The 15,214-nt window shown below is 65.5% G+C and carries 13 protein-coding genes; 8 read left to right on the forward strand and 5 right to left on the reverse strand.

Translation table 11 applies throughout. The annotated features are described in order from the left end of the window. Positions 1-234 precede the first annotated feature (234 nt). The 3 genes from ACXHGZ_RS10560 (at position 235) to ACXHGZ_RS10570 (ending at position 4,325) form a co-directional block, all read left to right on the forward strand. Positions 235-1,881: an MFS transporter gene (locus tag ACXHGZ_RS10560; protein ID WP_368828931.1), complete on the forward strand. Its 1,647-nt coding sequence runs from the start codon at positions 235-237 to the stop codon at positions 1,879-1,881. Next, positions 1,878-3,005 (forward strand): HlyD family secretion protein, encoded by a 1,128-nt coding sequence (locus tag ACXHGZ_RS10565; protein ID WP_224455794.1) that lies wholly within the window; start codon positions 1,878-1,880, stop codon positions 3,003-3,005. The genes ACXHGZ_RS10560 and ACXHGZ_RS10565 overlap by 4 nt, the downstream gene beginning before the upstream one ends. Before the next feature lie 378 nt (positions 3,006-3,383). After that, positions 3,384-4,325, forward strand: a complete 942-nt coding sequence (locus ACXHGZ_RS10570; protein ID WP_480464020.1) for an IS110 family transposase — start codon at positions 3,384-3,386, stop codon at positions 4,323-4,325. 149 nt (positions 4,326-4,474) lie between these two features. On the opposite strand, the gene ACXHGZ_RS10575 is transcribed toward ACXHGZ_RS10570, so the two are convergent. The 3 genes from ACXHGZ_RS10575 to ACXHGZ_RS10585 form a co-directional block, all read right to left on the reverse strand. Next, positions 4,475-6,241 carry a SulP family inorganic anion transporter gene (locus tag ACXHGZ_RS10575; protein ID WP_480463747.1) on the reverse strand — a complete coding sequence of 589 codons (1,767 nt, stop codon included), beginning with the start codon at positions 6,239-6,241 and terminating at the stop codon, positions 4,475-4,477. 12 nt (positions 6,242-6,253) lie between these two features. Next, positions 6,254-7,069, reverse strand: a complete 816-nt coding sequence (gene ppk2 / locus ACXHGZ_RS10580; RefSeq protein ID WP_480463749.1) for a polyphosphate kinase 2 — start codon at positions 7,067-7,069, stop codon at positions 6,254-6,256. A 118-nt stretch (positions 7,070-7,187) separates the two neighbouring features. Further along, positions 7,188-8,063, reverse strand: coding sequence for an AEC family transporter (locus tag ACXHGZ_RS10585; RefSeq protein WP_324816766.1), 876 nt, complete (start codon positions 8,061-8,063; stop codon positions 7,188-7,190). A 520-nt stretch (positions 8,064-8,583) separates the two neighbouring features. Between ACXHGZ_RS10585 and ACXHGZ_RS10590 the strand changes: the two genes are divergently transcribed. After that, entirely contained in the window at positions 8,584-9,885 is a 1,302-nt protein-coding gene (locus ACXHGZ_RS10590) for an MFS transporter (RefSeq protein WP_480463750.1), read from the forward strand. A gap of 105 nt (positions 9,886-9,990) precedes the next feature. Continuing rightward, the gene (locus ACXHGZ_RS10595; RefSeq protein WP_480463752.1) at positions 9,991-10,311 is read left to right on the forward strand and encodes a hypothetical protein; all 321 of its coding nucleotides are present in this window, start codon (positions 9,991-9,993) and stop codon (positions 10,309-10,311) included. A gap of 71 nt (positions 10,312-10,382) precedes the next feature. Here ACXHGZ_RS10595 and ACXHGZ_RS10600 read toward each other — a convergent pair whose 3' ends face one another. Beyond that, positions 10,383-11,312, reverse strand: coding sequence for a LysR family transcriptional regulator (locus ACXHGZ_RS10600; protein WP_084857810.1), 930 nt, complete (start codon positions 11,310-11,312; stop codon positions 10,383-10,385). Positions 11,313-11,433: 121 nt separating this feature from the next. On the opposite strand from ACXHGZ_RS10600, the gene ACXHGZ_RS10605 reads away from it, so the two are divergent. Beyond that, positions 11,434-11,703 carry a DUF2790 domain-containing protein gene (locus ACXHGZ_RS10605; RefSeq protein WP_480463753.1) on the forward strand — a complete coding sequence of 90 codons (270 nt, stop codon included), beginning with the start codon at positions 11,434-11,436 and terminating at the stop codon, positions 11,701-11,703. Between the two features lie 7 nt (positions 11,704-11,710). On the opposite strand, the gene ACXHGZ_RS10610 is transcribed toward ACXHGZ_RS10605, so the two are convergent. Continuing rightward, positions 11,711-12,406: a tRNA (adenine(22)-N(1))-methyltransferase gene (locus tag ACXHGZ_RS10610; protein ID WP_224455801.1), complete on the reverse strand. Its 696-nt coding sequence runs from the start codon at positions 12,404-12,406 to the stop codon at positions 11,711-11,713. 169 nt (positions 12,407-12,575) lie between these two features. Here ACXHGZ_RS10610 and ACXHGZ_RS10615 point away from each other — a divergent pair, with 169 nt between their 5' ends. Both ACXHGZ_RS10615 and ACXHGZ_RS10620 read left to right on the forward strand, forming a co-directional pair. Further along, positions 12,576-12,950 carry a RidA family protein gene (locus tag ACXHGZ_RS10615; RefSeq protein WP_480463754.1) on the forward strand — a complete coding sequence of 125 codons (375 nt, stop codon included), beginning with the start codon at positions 12,576-12,578 and terminating at the stop codon, positions 12,948-12,950. Between the two features lie 181 nt (positions 12,951-13,131). Then, complete coding sequence (locus ACXHGZ_RS10620; protein WP_480463756.1) at positions 13,132-15,132, forward strand: peptidase U32 family protein; 2,001 nt, start codon at positions 13,132-13,134, stop codon at positions 15,130-15,132. Positions 15,133-15,214: the final 82 nt, after the last annotated feature.

The raw sequence follows: 15,214 nt of genomic DNA on the forward strand, positions 1-15,214 counted from the left end.
TCTTCCGCGATGATATCCGGGAAAACATCGGCTCCATCGGGGGCGCTGCGCGCCCCATCGCGGGACAAGCCCGCTCCCACAAGGTAGCGGGTTGCAGGGCCACTGTAGGAGCGGGGCTTGCCCCGCGATGGGCTGCATGACAGCCCCGGGCTCGTTTGACTCAAGCACAGGTATTCCAACCCCCTCTCCAGTCGCGTAGAGTTTTTTCCACGCGAACCCAGGGCTGTATCAGGAATGGACAAATACGCGCCGCGTCAGTGGCTCCCCCACGAAAAGCCCAGCCTTCCTGGTTCACCCTCCACGCCCCTGCATGCGCCTGCCACACGCCTGGCCTACGGCCTGGTCGGGCTGCTGGTGGCCATCACCGGGGGCTTGGGTAACGCGCTGGTCACCGCCAACCTCACCTTCCTGCAAGGCGCACTGGGCGCCACCAGTGCGGAAATGGCCTGGCTGCCTGCCGCCTTCGTGATGACCAACGTGTCGATGAACCTGCTGCTGGTGAAATTCCGCCAGCAGTTCGGTTTGCGTGCCTTCACCGAGGTGTTCCTGGTGCTCTATGCCCTGGTCACCTTCGCCCACCTGTTCGTCAACGACCTCAATTCGGCCATTGCCGTGCGTGCGGCGCACGGCATGGTCGGGGCGGCGTTGAGCTCGCTGGGCCTTTACTACATGATCCAGGCCTTCCCGGCGCAGTGGCGCCTCAAGGCCATGGTGCTGGGCCTGGGCGCCTCGCAGCTGGCCGTGCCGCTGGCCCGGGTGTTCTCCGAAGACCTCCTGCAGATCGCCGAATGGCGCGGCCTGTACATGTTCGAACTGGGCCTGGCATTGGCCGCGCTGGGCTGCGTACTGTTGCTCAAGCTGCCGCCGGGCGATCGTTTCAAGACCTTCGAGCCCCTGGACTTCCTGACCTTCTCGCTGATGGCCAGCGGCACCGCCCTGCTCTGCGCCGTGCTGTCCCTGGGGCGTATCGACTGGTGGCTGGAGGCGCCGTGGATCGGGGTCGCGCTGGCAGCGTCCATCGCCCTGGTGTGCTCGGGGCTGGCGATCGAACACAACCGCAGCAACCCCTTGCTGATGACCCGTTGGCTGGGCAGTGGCGCGGTGGTGCGCCTGGCCTTGTGCGTGATCCTCATCCGCATGGTCACTTCCGAGCAATCCACCGGCGCGGTGGGCTTCCTGCAGGCGCTGAACCTGGGCAGCGAACAGATGCGCAGCCTGTACTGGGTCATGCTGCTGGGCGCGGCCACGGGGCTGCTGACCAGCGCCCTGACCATCAACCCCGCGCACCTGGTCACGCCATTGTTCATTTCGCTGGCGGCCATGGCGGCCGGGGCCTTCATGGACAGCAGTTCGAGCAACCTTACCCGCCCGCACCAGATGTACCTCAGCCAGTTCATGCTGGCCTTCGGCAGCACCTTCTTCCTCGGCCCGTCCATGGCCCTGGGCATCAGCCATGTGCGCACCAACCCGCGCAACCTGGTGAGCTTCTCGGTGATGTTCGGGATCTGCAACAACCTGGGCGGCCTGATCGGCGCGGCCCTGCTGGGCACGTTCCAGACGGCGCGGGAGAAGTTCCATTCAAGCCATATCGTCGACCGCCTGAGCTACCTCGAACCGCTGGTCCACGCTCGGGTCCAAAGTGGTGGCGCCGGCTACGCGGGGGTGATCGCCGACCCGGGCCTGCGCAGCGAGGTCGGTACGCGCCTGTTGGCCAACGCGGCCACCCGCGAGGCCAACATCCTGGCCTACAACGATGTCTTCATGCTGATCGGCAGCATTGCCGTGGCCACCATGATCTGGATCCTCATTCGCAGCTTCTGGCTCTGGTACACCCGGCCCGCTGCCGCCCCTGACACCTCACGCGATGCTTCGAGCCGATGACCCAACCGACCCAGTCCACGACCACCACCGCCCTAGCCGAAACACCCGAAGGCACCGCGCCGCCCAGCGAGCCCGGCAGCCAGGTGCGCACCCGGCGGGTGCGTATCCTCTCCTCGATCAGCTTCGCCTGCGTGGCCCTGGCTGGCGTGCTGCTGGTGCTCTATGCCTGGCGCCTGCCGCCGTTCGGCAGCGCCATCGAGAGCACCGAGAACGCCCTGGTGCGCGGCCAGGTGACGATCATCGGGCCGCAACTGGCCGGCTATATCGTCGACGTGCCGGTGCATGACTTCCAGTTCGTCAAGCGTGGCGACCTGCTGGTGCAACTGGACGACCGCATCTACAAGCAGCGCCTGGCCCAGGCCATCGCCCAGTTGAAACAGCAGCAGGCGGCCCTGGCCAACAACCTGCAACAACGCAAGAGTGCCGAAGCCACCATCGCCCAGCGCCAGGCGGCCATCACCGACGCCAGTGCCCAGGCCGACAAGGCCCGCGCTGACCTGCGTCGCAACCAGGCCCTGGTCAGCGACGGCTCGGTGTCACGCCGTGAGCTGGACCTGGCCCGGGCCAGCCATGCCGCTGCGGTGGCCAGCCTGGCACAGGCCAAGGCGGCCCTGGAAATCGCTCGCCAGGACCGCGAAACGGTGGTGGTCAACCACGCGTCCCTGGAGGCTTCGGTGGAGAACGCCAAGGCGGCCGTGGAGCTGGCACGCATCGACCTGGACAACACCCGGGTCACGGCACCACGCGACGGCCAGCTGGGGCAGATCGGCACGCGCCTGGGGGCGTACGTCAATTCCGGCGCGCAGTTGATGGCGCTGGTGCCCGATACCTTGTGGGTAATCGCCAACATGAAGGAAACCCAGATGGCCAATGTGCGCATCGGCCAGCCGGCGACCTTCACCGTGGATGCACTGAACCACCTCAAGCTGCGCGGGCATGTGCAGCAGATCTCGCCGGCCACCGGCTCGGAGTTCGCCTTGCTGCAGGCGGACAATGCCACCGGCAACTTCGTCAAGATCGCTCAGCGCATCCCGGTGCGCATCACCGTCGACCCCGACCAGCCGCAAGCCAAGCGCTTGCGCCCGGGGATGTCCGTGGTGGTGAGTATCGATACCGCGCAGTAGCCCTGCGCCCGCTTCCAGGGATTTCGCAAGCCTTGAGAGCGGCAGCACTCTCGGTGGGAGCTGGCGACAGCCTGCGATGGGCTGCAAAGCAGCCCCAAGCCTTCAAACGGAGGAGCCCCTCCAGACTCAAGGGGCCGCTTTGCGGCCCATCGCAGGCTGTCGCCAGCTTGTATGGTAGGACTTGAAGGGGGGAGGAGGGACAACGCCAGCTTCTGACTGTTGCCGCAGTACAGACCGTGGGAGATTTCGCCCCGCCTCCCTTCCACCCAAGCGCCGATAAAGAATACTTCCGGCTCGACCGACGAAAGTAACAAGCCTGCGCCGCTGGGTGGGTCCCTTCAAGTACTCAAACCTTATCGGGGAGCATGCCCAATGGCAATGTCGGAACCTAATGCCGAAGCGATTATCGGTGTTGATGTCGCCAAGAGTGAGTTGGTGATCTTCAACGAGGAGCGCGATCAACTGATCACGATTCCTAATACCAAGCCGGAGATCAAGAAATGGCTGAAGGCACTGCCGGCTCGGGTGCGCATAGCCATCGAGGCCACCAATATTTACCACGTACTGTTTGCGGATTTGGCCTACGAGGCGGGGTGCACCGTGTACTTGGTCGATGGTTACGCACTCAGCCATTACCGCAAAGGCATTAACGTTAGAGCCAAAACAGATGCTATCGATGCCCGTCTGTTGGCTCGCTACCTGCGCAATGAATGCGAAGACTTGCATCCATGGACACCCCCACCACCGCTCTATCGTCGGCTTTTGAGTCTCTTTAGACGGCGCGCAGGCGTGGTGCAGGCTCGTACTGCACTTACCCAGAGCTGGGCCAATGAGCCCATGCTGAAGACCGCGTTTAACAATCACCTGGCATCAATGCAAAGGCTTGAGCTGCTGCTCGAGAAGTTAATCAAGGATTTGCTCGAAGAGGCAGGGCTGATGTCACTAGTCAAACGGTGCATGAAGATCGAGGGCATTGGTTTTCTGACCGCAGCCCGGTTGGTCACGTCTTATCAGCGTGGAGAATTCAAGAATAGCGATGCCTTTATCGCCTTTCTCGGGATGGATTTAAGAGTGGCCCAATCAGGACAAAAGAAAGGGCTCTCCAAGCTCACTAAACGAGGCGATCCCGAGGCGCGTCGGTTACTTCACAATGCGGCGATGTCGGCTCGTCGCACCTCTGCTTGGAAAGCGTTTTATGAGGCTCAACGAGCGCGTGGTTTTAGCACGACTCAAGCGTTGGTCATGCTTGCCCGCAAACTGGCACGGCTGGCATTCGCTCTGCTGAAAAGCGGTAGTGAATACCAGTCGAAGGCAGTTTGAGCTTGCCCAAAACCATAGAATCTCCCACGAAGCAAGCGGAGCTTGGGCCGTATTTATACAGCTGAGAAGTTTTAAACCAACCTAAGGCCATTTGAGCTTGTCCAGCACCATAGAATCTCCCACAGGATAAGCAGACTGTTTGCAATAACTCAGGGCGTCCAGTCCACGCCATGGTCCTCCAGGTAGGCTTCCACCGCCGCTCCCACCGTGGGGTGGAAGATGTCGTTGCCGATATGGCGGAGCACCTCCAGGCGCAGCAGCTTGTCCCGCACCGGGTCCTTCACTTCCGCGAAATGCAGCTCCACCCCCGCCTCGCGCAAGGCCTGCTGCAGTTCCACCAGCATGTCGGCAGAGGTGACATCCACGCTGGTCACCGGCTCCGCGGCCACGATCACCCGCCGTATGGTGTCGCCCGACCGGGCAACGGCCTCCAGCACGCAGCGCTGGAACAACTCGGCGTTGGCAAAGAACAACGGCGCGTCCCAGCGGAACAGCACCAGCCCCGGCACACGCCGGGCATGGGGGTAGCGCGCCACATCGTGATAGCCGCGCACGCCATCGGCCCGGCCCAGCACGGCATAGTGAGGGCGCCAACCGTCCCAGAGAAATTCAATCACAGCGATCACCACCGCCAGGCCGATGCCCGGCACGGCGCCGAACACCGCCACGCCCACGAAACAAGTGATCGACAGCCAGAACTCCCAACGCTGGATACGGTAGATCCGGCCCAGGTCCTTGAACTCGAACAACCCCAGCGCCGCGGCGATCACCACCGCCGCCAAGGCGCTTTGCGGCAGGTGGCGCAACAGGTCAGGCGCCAACAGGAGCAACAGTGCCACGCCCAGCGCACCGAACACCCCGGCCAGTTGGCTGCGGGCCCCTGCCGCCTCGGCGACCGGGGTCCGCGAGGAACTGCTGCTCACCGCGATGCCCTGGAACAACCCGGTCGCCAGGTTGGCAAGGCCCAGGCCGAGCATTTCCTGGTTGGGGTCGACCTGGGTGCGCGTCTTGGCGGCATAGGTACGCGACAACACGCTGGTGTCGGCGAACGACACCAGCGCCACCGCCGCGCCGCCGATCACCACCGTGGCCAGGTCGCCAAAGCCGATCAACGGGAACTCGAAGCCCGGCAAGCCCTGGGGCAGCGAGCCGACCACCTTCACCTCGTGTGCCGCTTCAAGGCCCAGTAACCCGGACACCAGCGTGGCGACCACCACCGCGATGAGAATGCCCGGCAAGCGCTCCCAACGCTTGAGCAGCAGGATAATCGCCAGGGTGCCCGCCCCCAGGGCGAAGGCGTGCCAGTTGGCCTTGCCCTCGAGCAGCGCACGCGCCAATTGCACCGTGTCGCGCAACGGCCCGGTGCTCTGGCCGGAGATCCCGAACAGCTTGGGCGCCTGGCTGACCAGTACCGCCAAGGCGATGCCATTCATGTAGCCATAGCGGATGGGCTTGGACAGCAGCTCGGTGATGAACCCCAGCCGCAACAGCCCCGCCCCCACGCAGATCAACCCCGATACCAGGGCCATGGCGGCGGCCAGGGTAACGGCGCGCCCGAGGTCGCCCGCCGCCAACGGCAGCACCACGGCCAGGATGATCGGCACCAGGGCCGAATCGGGGCCCAGCACGAGGATCCGGCTGGGCCCGAACACCGCATAGGCCAGCAGCGGGACGATGGTGGCATACAGGCCATGGATACCCGGTACGCCCGAGGCCTGCGCGTAGGCGATGCCGACCGGTACCAGCATGGCCGTGAGCACCAGGCCGGCGACCAGGTCCCTGGGCAGCCAGCCCGGTGGGTAGTGACGCAGCACGCGCCAGCCCGGTACCCAGCGCTGCCAGCCCGTCAGGGTCGGCTCTGCTGCATATGCCAGGGGCTTCGGGGGCTGCGGCTCGGGTTGGCGGGGGGTGTCCATGGGCGCCTCGGCTCAGAACCGCTCGGCAACCATCTTGAAGGGATAGGATGCAGCCTTGTACTTGCCGATCTTGCCGCGCTTGGGCAGGGCCACCTTGCTCTGCTGGCTGATATCCTTGTACGGGATCTGCTGCAGCAGGTGGCTGATGATGTTCAGCCGCGCCTTGCGCTTGTCTTCCGAACGCGCCATGTACCACGGTGCCCAGGAGGAGTCGGAGGCGGCGAACATCTCGTCGCGGGCGCGGGTATAGTCGTCCCAGCGGGTATAGGACTTGATGTCCATGGGGGACAGCTTCCACAGCTTGCGGCCATCGTTGATGCGGTCCTGCAGCCGCCGGGTCTGCTCCTCGGCACTGACCTCGAGCCAGTATTTGATCAGGATGATCCCCGAGTCGACCATCATCCGCTCGAGCAGCGGCACCACAGTGAGGAACTTGCGCGCCTGCGCTTCGCTGCAAAAGCCCATCACCCGCTCGACGCCGGCACGGTTGTACCAGCTGCGGTCGAAGATCACCACCTCGCCTGCCGCCGGCAGGTGTGTCAGGTAGCGCTGGGCGTAGATCTGGCTCTTTTCCCGCTCGGTGGGTGCCGGCAGTGCCACCACACGGAACACCCGTGGGCTGACCCGCTCGGTGAGGGCCTTGATCGTGCCGCCCTTGCCGGCTCCGTCGCGCCCCTCGAAGACGATGCACACCTTGAGCCCCTTCTCCACCACCCACTGCTGGAGCTTCACCAGCTCCACGTGCAGGCGCTTGAGCTGCTCCTCATAGGCCTTGCGGCCCAGCTTCTCCGACACCTCGTCCTTGCGTTTCTTCACAGCCTTGGCCATCGCTCGCTCCCCATCACAACCCACCTTGCCCCGGCGCGCCGGAGGCACCTGCCCGTCGCAGTGGCGCGACAGGTCAATGGAGTATGGATGAGCGCTGGCCGTTTGCCGCCCCGTTGGCCTACAGCCACCAGGCCAGCACAGCCGGCAACCAGGCGAACGACAATACCGTCGAGCACATCACCAGGTTCGCCACCTGCTCCGGTTGGCGGTTGGCACGCACCGCGAGCAGGTAGTTGAACACCGCCACCGGCATCGACGACTGCACCACCAGCACCGCCCGCTCCAGCGGCTCCAAGCCCAGCACCGTGCCCACCCCCCAGCCCACCGCTGCGCCCAGCACGATGCGCAGGCCGCCCAGCAGCAGGCCACTGCCTACGTGGTGCAGGCGGATGCTGGCTAGGGAGACGCCGAGGGTCAGCAGCATCAGCGGGATGGTCATGCCGCCCAGCAGGTCGGCGGTATTGGCCAGCCAGCGTGGCAACTCAAGGTCCAGGAAGATGATGGGCAAAGCCCCGGCCAGGCTGATCACGATAGGGTTGCGCAACAGCGCCTTGAACGACGCACTGGCGCCGGACATGGCGATGCCCAGGGTGAACTGGAAGATCGACAAGGTCAGGAAGAACGCCACGGCCAGGGCCAGGCCATGCTCGCCGAAGGCATACAGGCTGATCGGCAGCCCCATGTTGCCGGTGTTGGGGAACATGAAGGCCGGCATCAGCACCCGCCAATGCTGGCCGCTGGCACGGCTGACGATGAAGCCGGCCAGGGCCATGCCCAACAGGCACAGCACACAGGCCAGGGCCATGCTGGTGAAGGCGGCAGGGTCCAGCTGGGTGCGGCTCAGGGTGGAGAGGACCAGGGACGGCGTGCCGACCACCATGACGATGCGGGCGATGAATTCGGTGGGGTAGTCCTGGCCACGACGGGCCCAGGCATAGCCGATGCCGGCGACGATGAACACGGGGGCCAGGACGGCGAACAGCGAAGCCAGCATGGAGGGGTTCCTGAATCCGGGAATGAAAAAAGCCCGCGTATTATGCGGGTAGCGCCGAGCCTGTGGGAGATAACCTCGCCCTTTGGGCTGCGCTGTCGAGCACAGAACACGTGGCTGGTGCTGCCCTTGTGGGAGCGGGCTTGTCCCGCGATCAGGCCCGCCTCGATATCACCGTCGCCTGGCAAGGGCTTCGCCCTTGATCGCGGGACAAGCCCGCTCCTACAGGAGATCGCGGTTTACTGAGCGGCCTTGTGCCGCGAAAGGAATGCGTAGCAGCCCCAGGGTCCGCAGAGTTCATACTTCGGCCTGCGGCCTCCGGTCGCAGGGGGCAGCCCCTTGGGTAAAACGCGCCAAGGCCTTAGAATCGCGCCTCCTTTTCGCCCCGTTGCCCAATCCCAAGCCCCAACTGCCCGCCGAGGCGGTAAGCGGCGCCTGGGTCGCATCCCTTGCCAGGCACGTCCGCGCAGCCCTTGCGCCGTCGAAAAGGCACACTCGTGGCTTTTCTCAACTAGAGGTAACTATGTCTGCGCGTTTGCTGGCCATGGCGCTGGCACCCCTGCTTGGGCTGTTCATCATTGCCCTGGGCAACGGCTTCCTGTCTTCCCTCACCACCTTGCGCCTGGGCGATGCCGGCGAATCGGCGACCATGATCGGTATCGTCTCGTCGGCCTATTTCATCGGCCTGACCCTCGGCGCGATCTTCAACGACCGGCTGATCCTGCGCATCGGCCATATCCGCGCCTACACCAGCTTCGCCTCGCTGATCGCAGCGACCATCCTGCTGCAAGGGCTGTTCTACGACACCACCTGGTGGTTCGCCCTGCGCCTGATCAACGGCTGGGCCGCGGTGGGCGTGTTCCTGGTGATCGAAAGCTGGCTGCTGCTGGCCGGCGACCCGAAGATCCGCGGCCGCCTGCTGGCGTTGTACATGATCGCCTTCTACGGTGCCGGCGTGCTGGCCCAGGCCACCCTCGGCGAAATCACCGGCTGGGGCGCCACCGCGCCGTTCATGGTCGCAGGCATGCTGGCCACCCTGTCGGTGGTGCCGATCGTGGTACTGCCACGGGTGTCGCCGCTGCTCGACCAGGTCGAACCGCTCAAGCCGCGCCAGCTGCTCGGCATCGCGCCCACCGGCCTGGTCGGCTGCTTCGGCTCGGGCGTGGCCATCGCCGGCATCTATGCCCTGCTGCCGCTGTACCTGCAGCGCATCGGCATGGACGTGGGGGAAGTCGGCGAAATGATGGCCTGGGTGATCCTCGGCGCGATGCTGTTGCAGTACCCGGTCGGACGCTGGTCCGACCGCAAGGACCGTCAACTGGTGCTGATCGCCCTGGCGGCGATGTGCACCGTGCTGTCGGTGCTGATCGTGCTGCTGCCGTCCGATTCGGCGCTGTTGCCAGCCATGCTGTTCCTGCTCGGTGGCGGTGTGTTCGCGCTGTACCCGGTGGCGGTCAGCAGCGCCGCCGACCGCGCCCCGTCCGATGCTCTGGTGCCGATGATCCAGGGCCTGCTGCTGATCAACTCGCTGGGCTCGTCCATGGCCCCGCTGGCCATTTCGCCGGTGATGAGCGCCTATGGCGAGGCCGGGCTGTTCTGGGCCTTCGCGGTGATCAACCTGGCTATGGTCGGCTTCTTCCTGTGGCGCCGCGGCAAGCGCCCGGCACCGGAGCACCCGGCACCGTTCGCCCCCGCGGCCACCTTCTCGCCGACCGGTGCGGAGCTGCGGGTCACCGAGGAGCTGATGCACGCCGCCCAGGAACACCCGACCATGGCCGACGCGGTCAATGGCGAACACCCGGCACACCGGGCCGAGGCCAACTGACCGCCCGGGGCTGCAGCGCAGCCCCTACCACTGGTCGCCTGCCGGGCACCCTGCCCGGCCTTGGGCAGACGAACCTAGGACAATCATCCCGACAGGAGATTCGCCATGGTTCGCCTACAGCCCCTGCTCCTGGCCCTGTGCCTGGGCCTTTCCAGCGCCGCCGCCATTGCCGCCACCGAGATGAACGGCGCCGGCAGCCCTCCCCACGACGACCACACTTCGGGCGAGCACCCTCGCGGCAGCACGGCCGGCGAAGGCAGCAGCACCAACAACCCCGGCGGCACCCAGGACAACGACAGCAGCGACACCGGCACCAACTCCGATGCCGCCGACGGCACTACCGGCGGCTCGAACAATACCGGCGAAGCGACCGGCACCGGTGCGGGCAGCTCCGGCGGGACCGCCGAGGACCAGGACAGCCGCTGAGCGCCGGCACAACCTGTAGGAGCGGGCTTGTCCCGCGAACACCGGCGCAGCCGGTGCCATGTCCCGTGCAGTCAGCGCCAATAGCGCGGGTCATCCGCCACGCGTTCATGGGCCTGGAACAACACCGGCAGCTGCTCCTTGAGAAAGTCCAGCCAGGTGCGCACCTTGGCATCGAGGAAATGGCGCGACGGGTAGATCGCGTAGATCTCCCGTTGGCGCAACCGATGGGGCGCCAACAACCGGCACAGGCGCCCTTCCTCGATCGCCTGGGTCGCCGAGTAGTACGGCAACAGGCCGATTCCCATGCCCAGTTCGGTGGCCTTGAGCATGGCGTCGGCGACATTGGTGAGGAAGGTGTCCTGGGGCACGATCACGCAGCTGTCCGGCCCTTCGAACGACCAATCCTCCTCGAACAACGGGTCGACCGTACGCAGGCACACATGCGCGTGCAGATCTTCCGGGCGCCGGGGCACGCCGTGGCGGGCCAGGTACTCGGGAGAGGCGCAGAGAATGCTGTAGATGCTGCCCAGGGGGATGGCGATCAGCTGTGAGTCCGGCAGGCCCTGGCCGATGGTGATCACCACGTCCTGGCCGTCGGCGACCGCATCCGGGTTGCGCTGGGACAGGGTCATCTCCATCACCACGTCCGGGCAGGCGGCGTTGTAGCGGGCCACCAGCGGCATCATCAAAAGGCCCAGGCCATGGGTGCAATGAAAGCGCAGGCGGCCGCGGGGTGTGAGGTGGGCGCCGCGGGCTTCGTCCATGGCTTCGTCGGTGAGCAGCAGGATCTGCCGCGAACGCTCCAGGAAACGCTCGCCCGCCTCGCTCATGCGCAACCTGCGGGTGGTGCGGTGCAGCAGGCGGGTCTGCAGTTGGTTCTCCAGTTCCGCGACAATCCGCGACACCTGCGCGGCGGAAATGTCCAGGGCATTGGCCGCGGCAGCGAAACTGCCGCACTCCACTACCCGGGCGAAGGTTCGCATGGCGTGCAGCATGTCCATATCAACGCGCTCCGGTGATGGCATTCGTGCATCAAAGGCAGGAATCTATCACGAAACAGCCCATTTATCGCTGATCCCTCAGCACTACATCATGGATCATCACCGATCAAAGGAGACCGCCATGAAAGGCTCGATCGCGTTTCTTGCCCTGTTCACCTCCCTCGCCTCGTTCACCGCCTTCGCCGACTCAGCTACCCCGCAACCGGTCAGTACCACCAGCCAGACGTACGAATACGGCATGCCCCTGGACGTGGCCAAGGTGATTTCCATCACCCCCGCCAGCAATGCGGCCGACTGTGCAGTGGGCACCGCGCACATGGTGTATGTCGACCACGACGGCCAGGTCCACAAAGTGAAATACCAGGAAATGGGCAACTGCTCGCAGCTGTAGCGCCAGGTCAGGCCAACAGCTGTTCGATCCATTGCACCTGTGTCGCCACCTCCTGCACCTTCTGCTCCGGTACACCCTGGCGGGCCCGCACGAAGTGCGCCATGACCCGACGCTTGCGCTTGAGGTTCAAGTGCCACTTGGCCAGGAAAGCCGGGCTGCGTTCCTCCATCAGCAAGGGGCCGAAGTACAGCTGCTGGGGCGAATAGGCCACCGCCTGGCAGCGTTCGGCGACGATGATCTCGTAGGTGAACGCGTTTTCCTCCAGCAACTCCTCGCACAGGATGCGGTAGTCGTTTTCCATCAGCCACTCACGCAGGGTGCCCTCGCGCACGTTGGGCTGCAGCACCAGGCGTTCCTTGCCGCTCAGGCGGTGCTTGCCACGCTCGAGGATCTCGCGGATCTTCTCGCCGCCCATGCCGCACAGGCTGATGGTGGTGATGCCGTCCTGCGGCTCGATGGCGTCCAGGCCATCGGCCAGGCGCACGGCGATGCGCGCCTCCAGGCCGTTCTTGCGCACCTTACGCTGGGCCGAGCGATACGGCGTCGGCGCGGCCTCGCCGGCCACGGCCGCCTCGATGCAGCCGCGCAGCATCAGCGCCACCGGCAGGTAGCCGTGGTCCGAGCCGATATCGGCCAGGCGCGCGCCGGCCGGCACATGCGCCGCCACCCGCTCCAGGCGCATCGACAATGTCTGTTCGTTCAACCCTTGCCCCTTCTTGCAACCCTTGCCCGGCGCCCTCGGCCGGATCGGGCGGCGATTCTGAACGCCCACGCCGCGCTTTTCAAATGCACGCGACCAGGGCCATGGCTCGACCCGGCCAAGCCGCTCGCGTAGGCTTGCGGGTTTCCTTCCGTTGCAAGGCGAAACCACCATGGCAGATATCATCTTCACCCCCGACAGCGACTCGGAATCCATCTCCTCCGACGTGGCCGAGTTCAATGGCCTGCTGGTCACCACCCAGATCCCGACCCGCGCCGACGGCAGCCTGGCGCTGGGCGACATCGTCGAGCAGAGCGAATGCACCCTGCAGGCGCTCAAGGACGCCCTGGAGCGCGCCGGCAGCTCGATGGACCGCGTCGTGCACCTGACCATCTACCTGACCGACATGGCCGACCGCCCGGCGTTCAACGAGGTCTACCAGCGCTTCTTCAGCAAGCCGTGGCCGGTGCGTGCCGCAGTGGGCGTGGCGTCGCTGGCCTTCGACGGCATGCGTGTGGAAGTGACCGCGATGGCTGCCAAGGCCTGATCCTACGCCGCCCCGTGGTTGCGGCTGCTTCGCAGCCCAATCGCGGGGCAAGCCTGCTCCCCCAGAGCTGAGTCATCCCCCTGTGGGAGCCTGCAGCCCCCTTTGGGCAGCCAATGGATGCCCCCGGGCCATTTCACCGGTACAATGCGCGCCTTGCCCGTGACAGCCCGACCATAACGATATGTCCCTCCCAAAGAATCACCTGGAACTGCTCAGCCCCGCCCGTGACGTGGCCATTGCCCGCGAAGCGATCCTGCATGGCGCCGACGCCATCTACATCGGCGGCCCCAGCTTCGGCGCACGCCACAATGCCTGCAACGAAGTCAGCGACATCGCCGGGCTGGTGGAATTCGCCCACCGCTACCACGCGCGGGTCTTCACCACCCTCAATACCATCCTCCACGACAACGAGCTCGAACCCGCCCGCCAGCTGATCCACCAGCTGTACGACGCCGGCGTCGATGCCTTGATCGTCCAGGACCTGGGGGTGATGGAGCTGGACATCCCACCGATCGAGCTGCACGCCAGTACCCAGACCGACATCCGCACCCTGGCCCGGGCCAAGTTCCTCGACCAGGCCGGCTTCTCCCAGCTGGTGCTGGCCCGCGAACTGAACCTGCAGCAGATCCGCGCCATCGCCGCCGAGACTGATGCCGCGATCGAATTCTTCATCCATGGCGCCCTGTGCGTGGCCTTCTCCGGCCAGTGCAACATCTCCCACGCCCAGACCGGCCGCAGCGCCAACCGTGGCGACTGTTCTCAGGCCTGCCGCCTGCCCTACACCCTGAAGGACGATCAGGGTCGCGTGGTGGCGTTCGAAAAGCACCTGCTGTCGATGAAGGACAACAACCAGACCGCCAACCTCAGCGACCTGGTGGACGCCGGCGTGCGCTCGTTCAAGATCGAGGGCCGCTACAAGGACATGGGCTATGTGAAGAACATCACCGCCCACTACCGCAAGGAACTGGACGCCATCCTCGAAGGCCGCCCGGACCTGGCGCGGGCCTCCAGCGGGCGCACCGAGCACTTCTTCGTGCCCGACCCGGACAAGACCTTCCACCGCGGCAGCACCGATTACTTCGTCAGCGACCGCAAGATCGACATCGGCGCCTTCGACTCCCCGACCTTCACCGGCCTGCCGGTGGGCGTGGTGGAGAAGGTCGGCAAGCGCGACCTGCTGGTGGTCACCGACGTGCCGCTGACCAACGGCGACGGCCTCAACGTACTGGTCAAACGCGAAGTGGTGGGTTTCCGTGCCAACATCGCCGAGCCCAAGGGCGAGTTCGAGGAAGACGGCCAGACGCGCTACCGCTACCGCGTCGAGCCCAACGAAATGCCCGAAGGGTTGTACAAGCTGCGCCCCAACCACCCGCTGTCGCGCAACCTGGACCACAACTGGCAGCAGGCCCTGCAGCGCACCTCCGCCGAGCGCCGCGTAGGCGTGCACTGGCATGCCGTGCTGCGCGAGCAGCGCCTGGCCCTGACCGTCACCAGCGAGGAAGGCGTCAGCGTGCAGGTGGCCCTCGACGGCCCGTTCGGCGCCGCCAACAAGCCGCAGCAGGCCCTGGACCAGCTGCACGACCTGCTCGGCCAGCTGGGCACCACCCAGTACCACGCCGATGCCATCGAGCTGGACGCGCCGCAGGCGTACTTCATCCCCAACTCGCAGCTCAAGGCCCTGCGCCGCGAGGCCATCGAGGCGCTGACCGAAGCGCGGGTCAAGGCGCACCCGCGTGGCGGGCGCAAGGCCGAGAGCAACCCGCCACCGGTCTACCCCGAAGCGCACCTGTCGTTCCTGGCCAACGTCTACAACCAGAAAGCCCGCGACTTCTATCACCGCCACGGGGTGCAGCTGATCGACGCCGCCTTCGAAGCCCACGAGGAACACGGCGAAGTGCCGGTGATGATCACCAAGCACTGCCTGCGCTTCTCCTTCAACCTGTGCCCCAAGCAGGCCAAGGGCGTCACCGGCGTACGCACCAAGGTGGCACCGATGCAGCTGGTGCATGGCGATGAAGTGCTGACCCTGAAGTTCGACTGCAAGCCGTGCGAAATGCACGTGGTCGGCAAGATCAAGGATCACATCCTCGACCTGCCCACCCCAGGCAGCGCCGTGGCCCAGGTGGTCGGCCACATCAGCCCGGAAGACCTGCTCAAGACCATCCCCCGCGCGCCGCACTGAGTGCGCAACCCGCTCCCACAGTCGATTCGCACAAAACCTGTAGGAGCGGGCTTGCCCCGCGATCGGGCCGCAAAGCGGCCCC

The sequence above is a fragment of the Pseudomonas shiyinii genome (assembly GCF_056725765.1).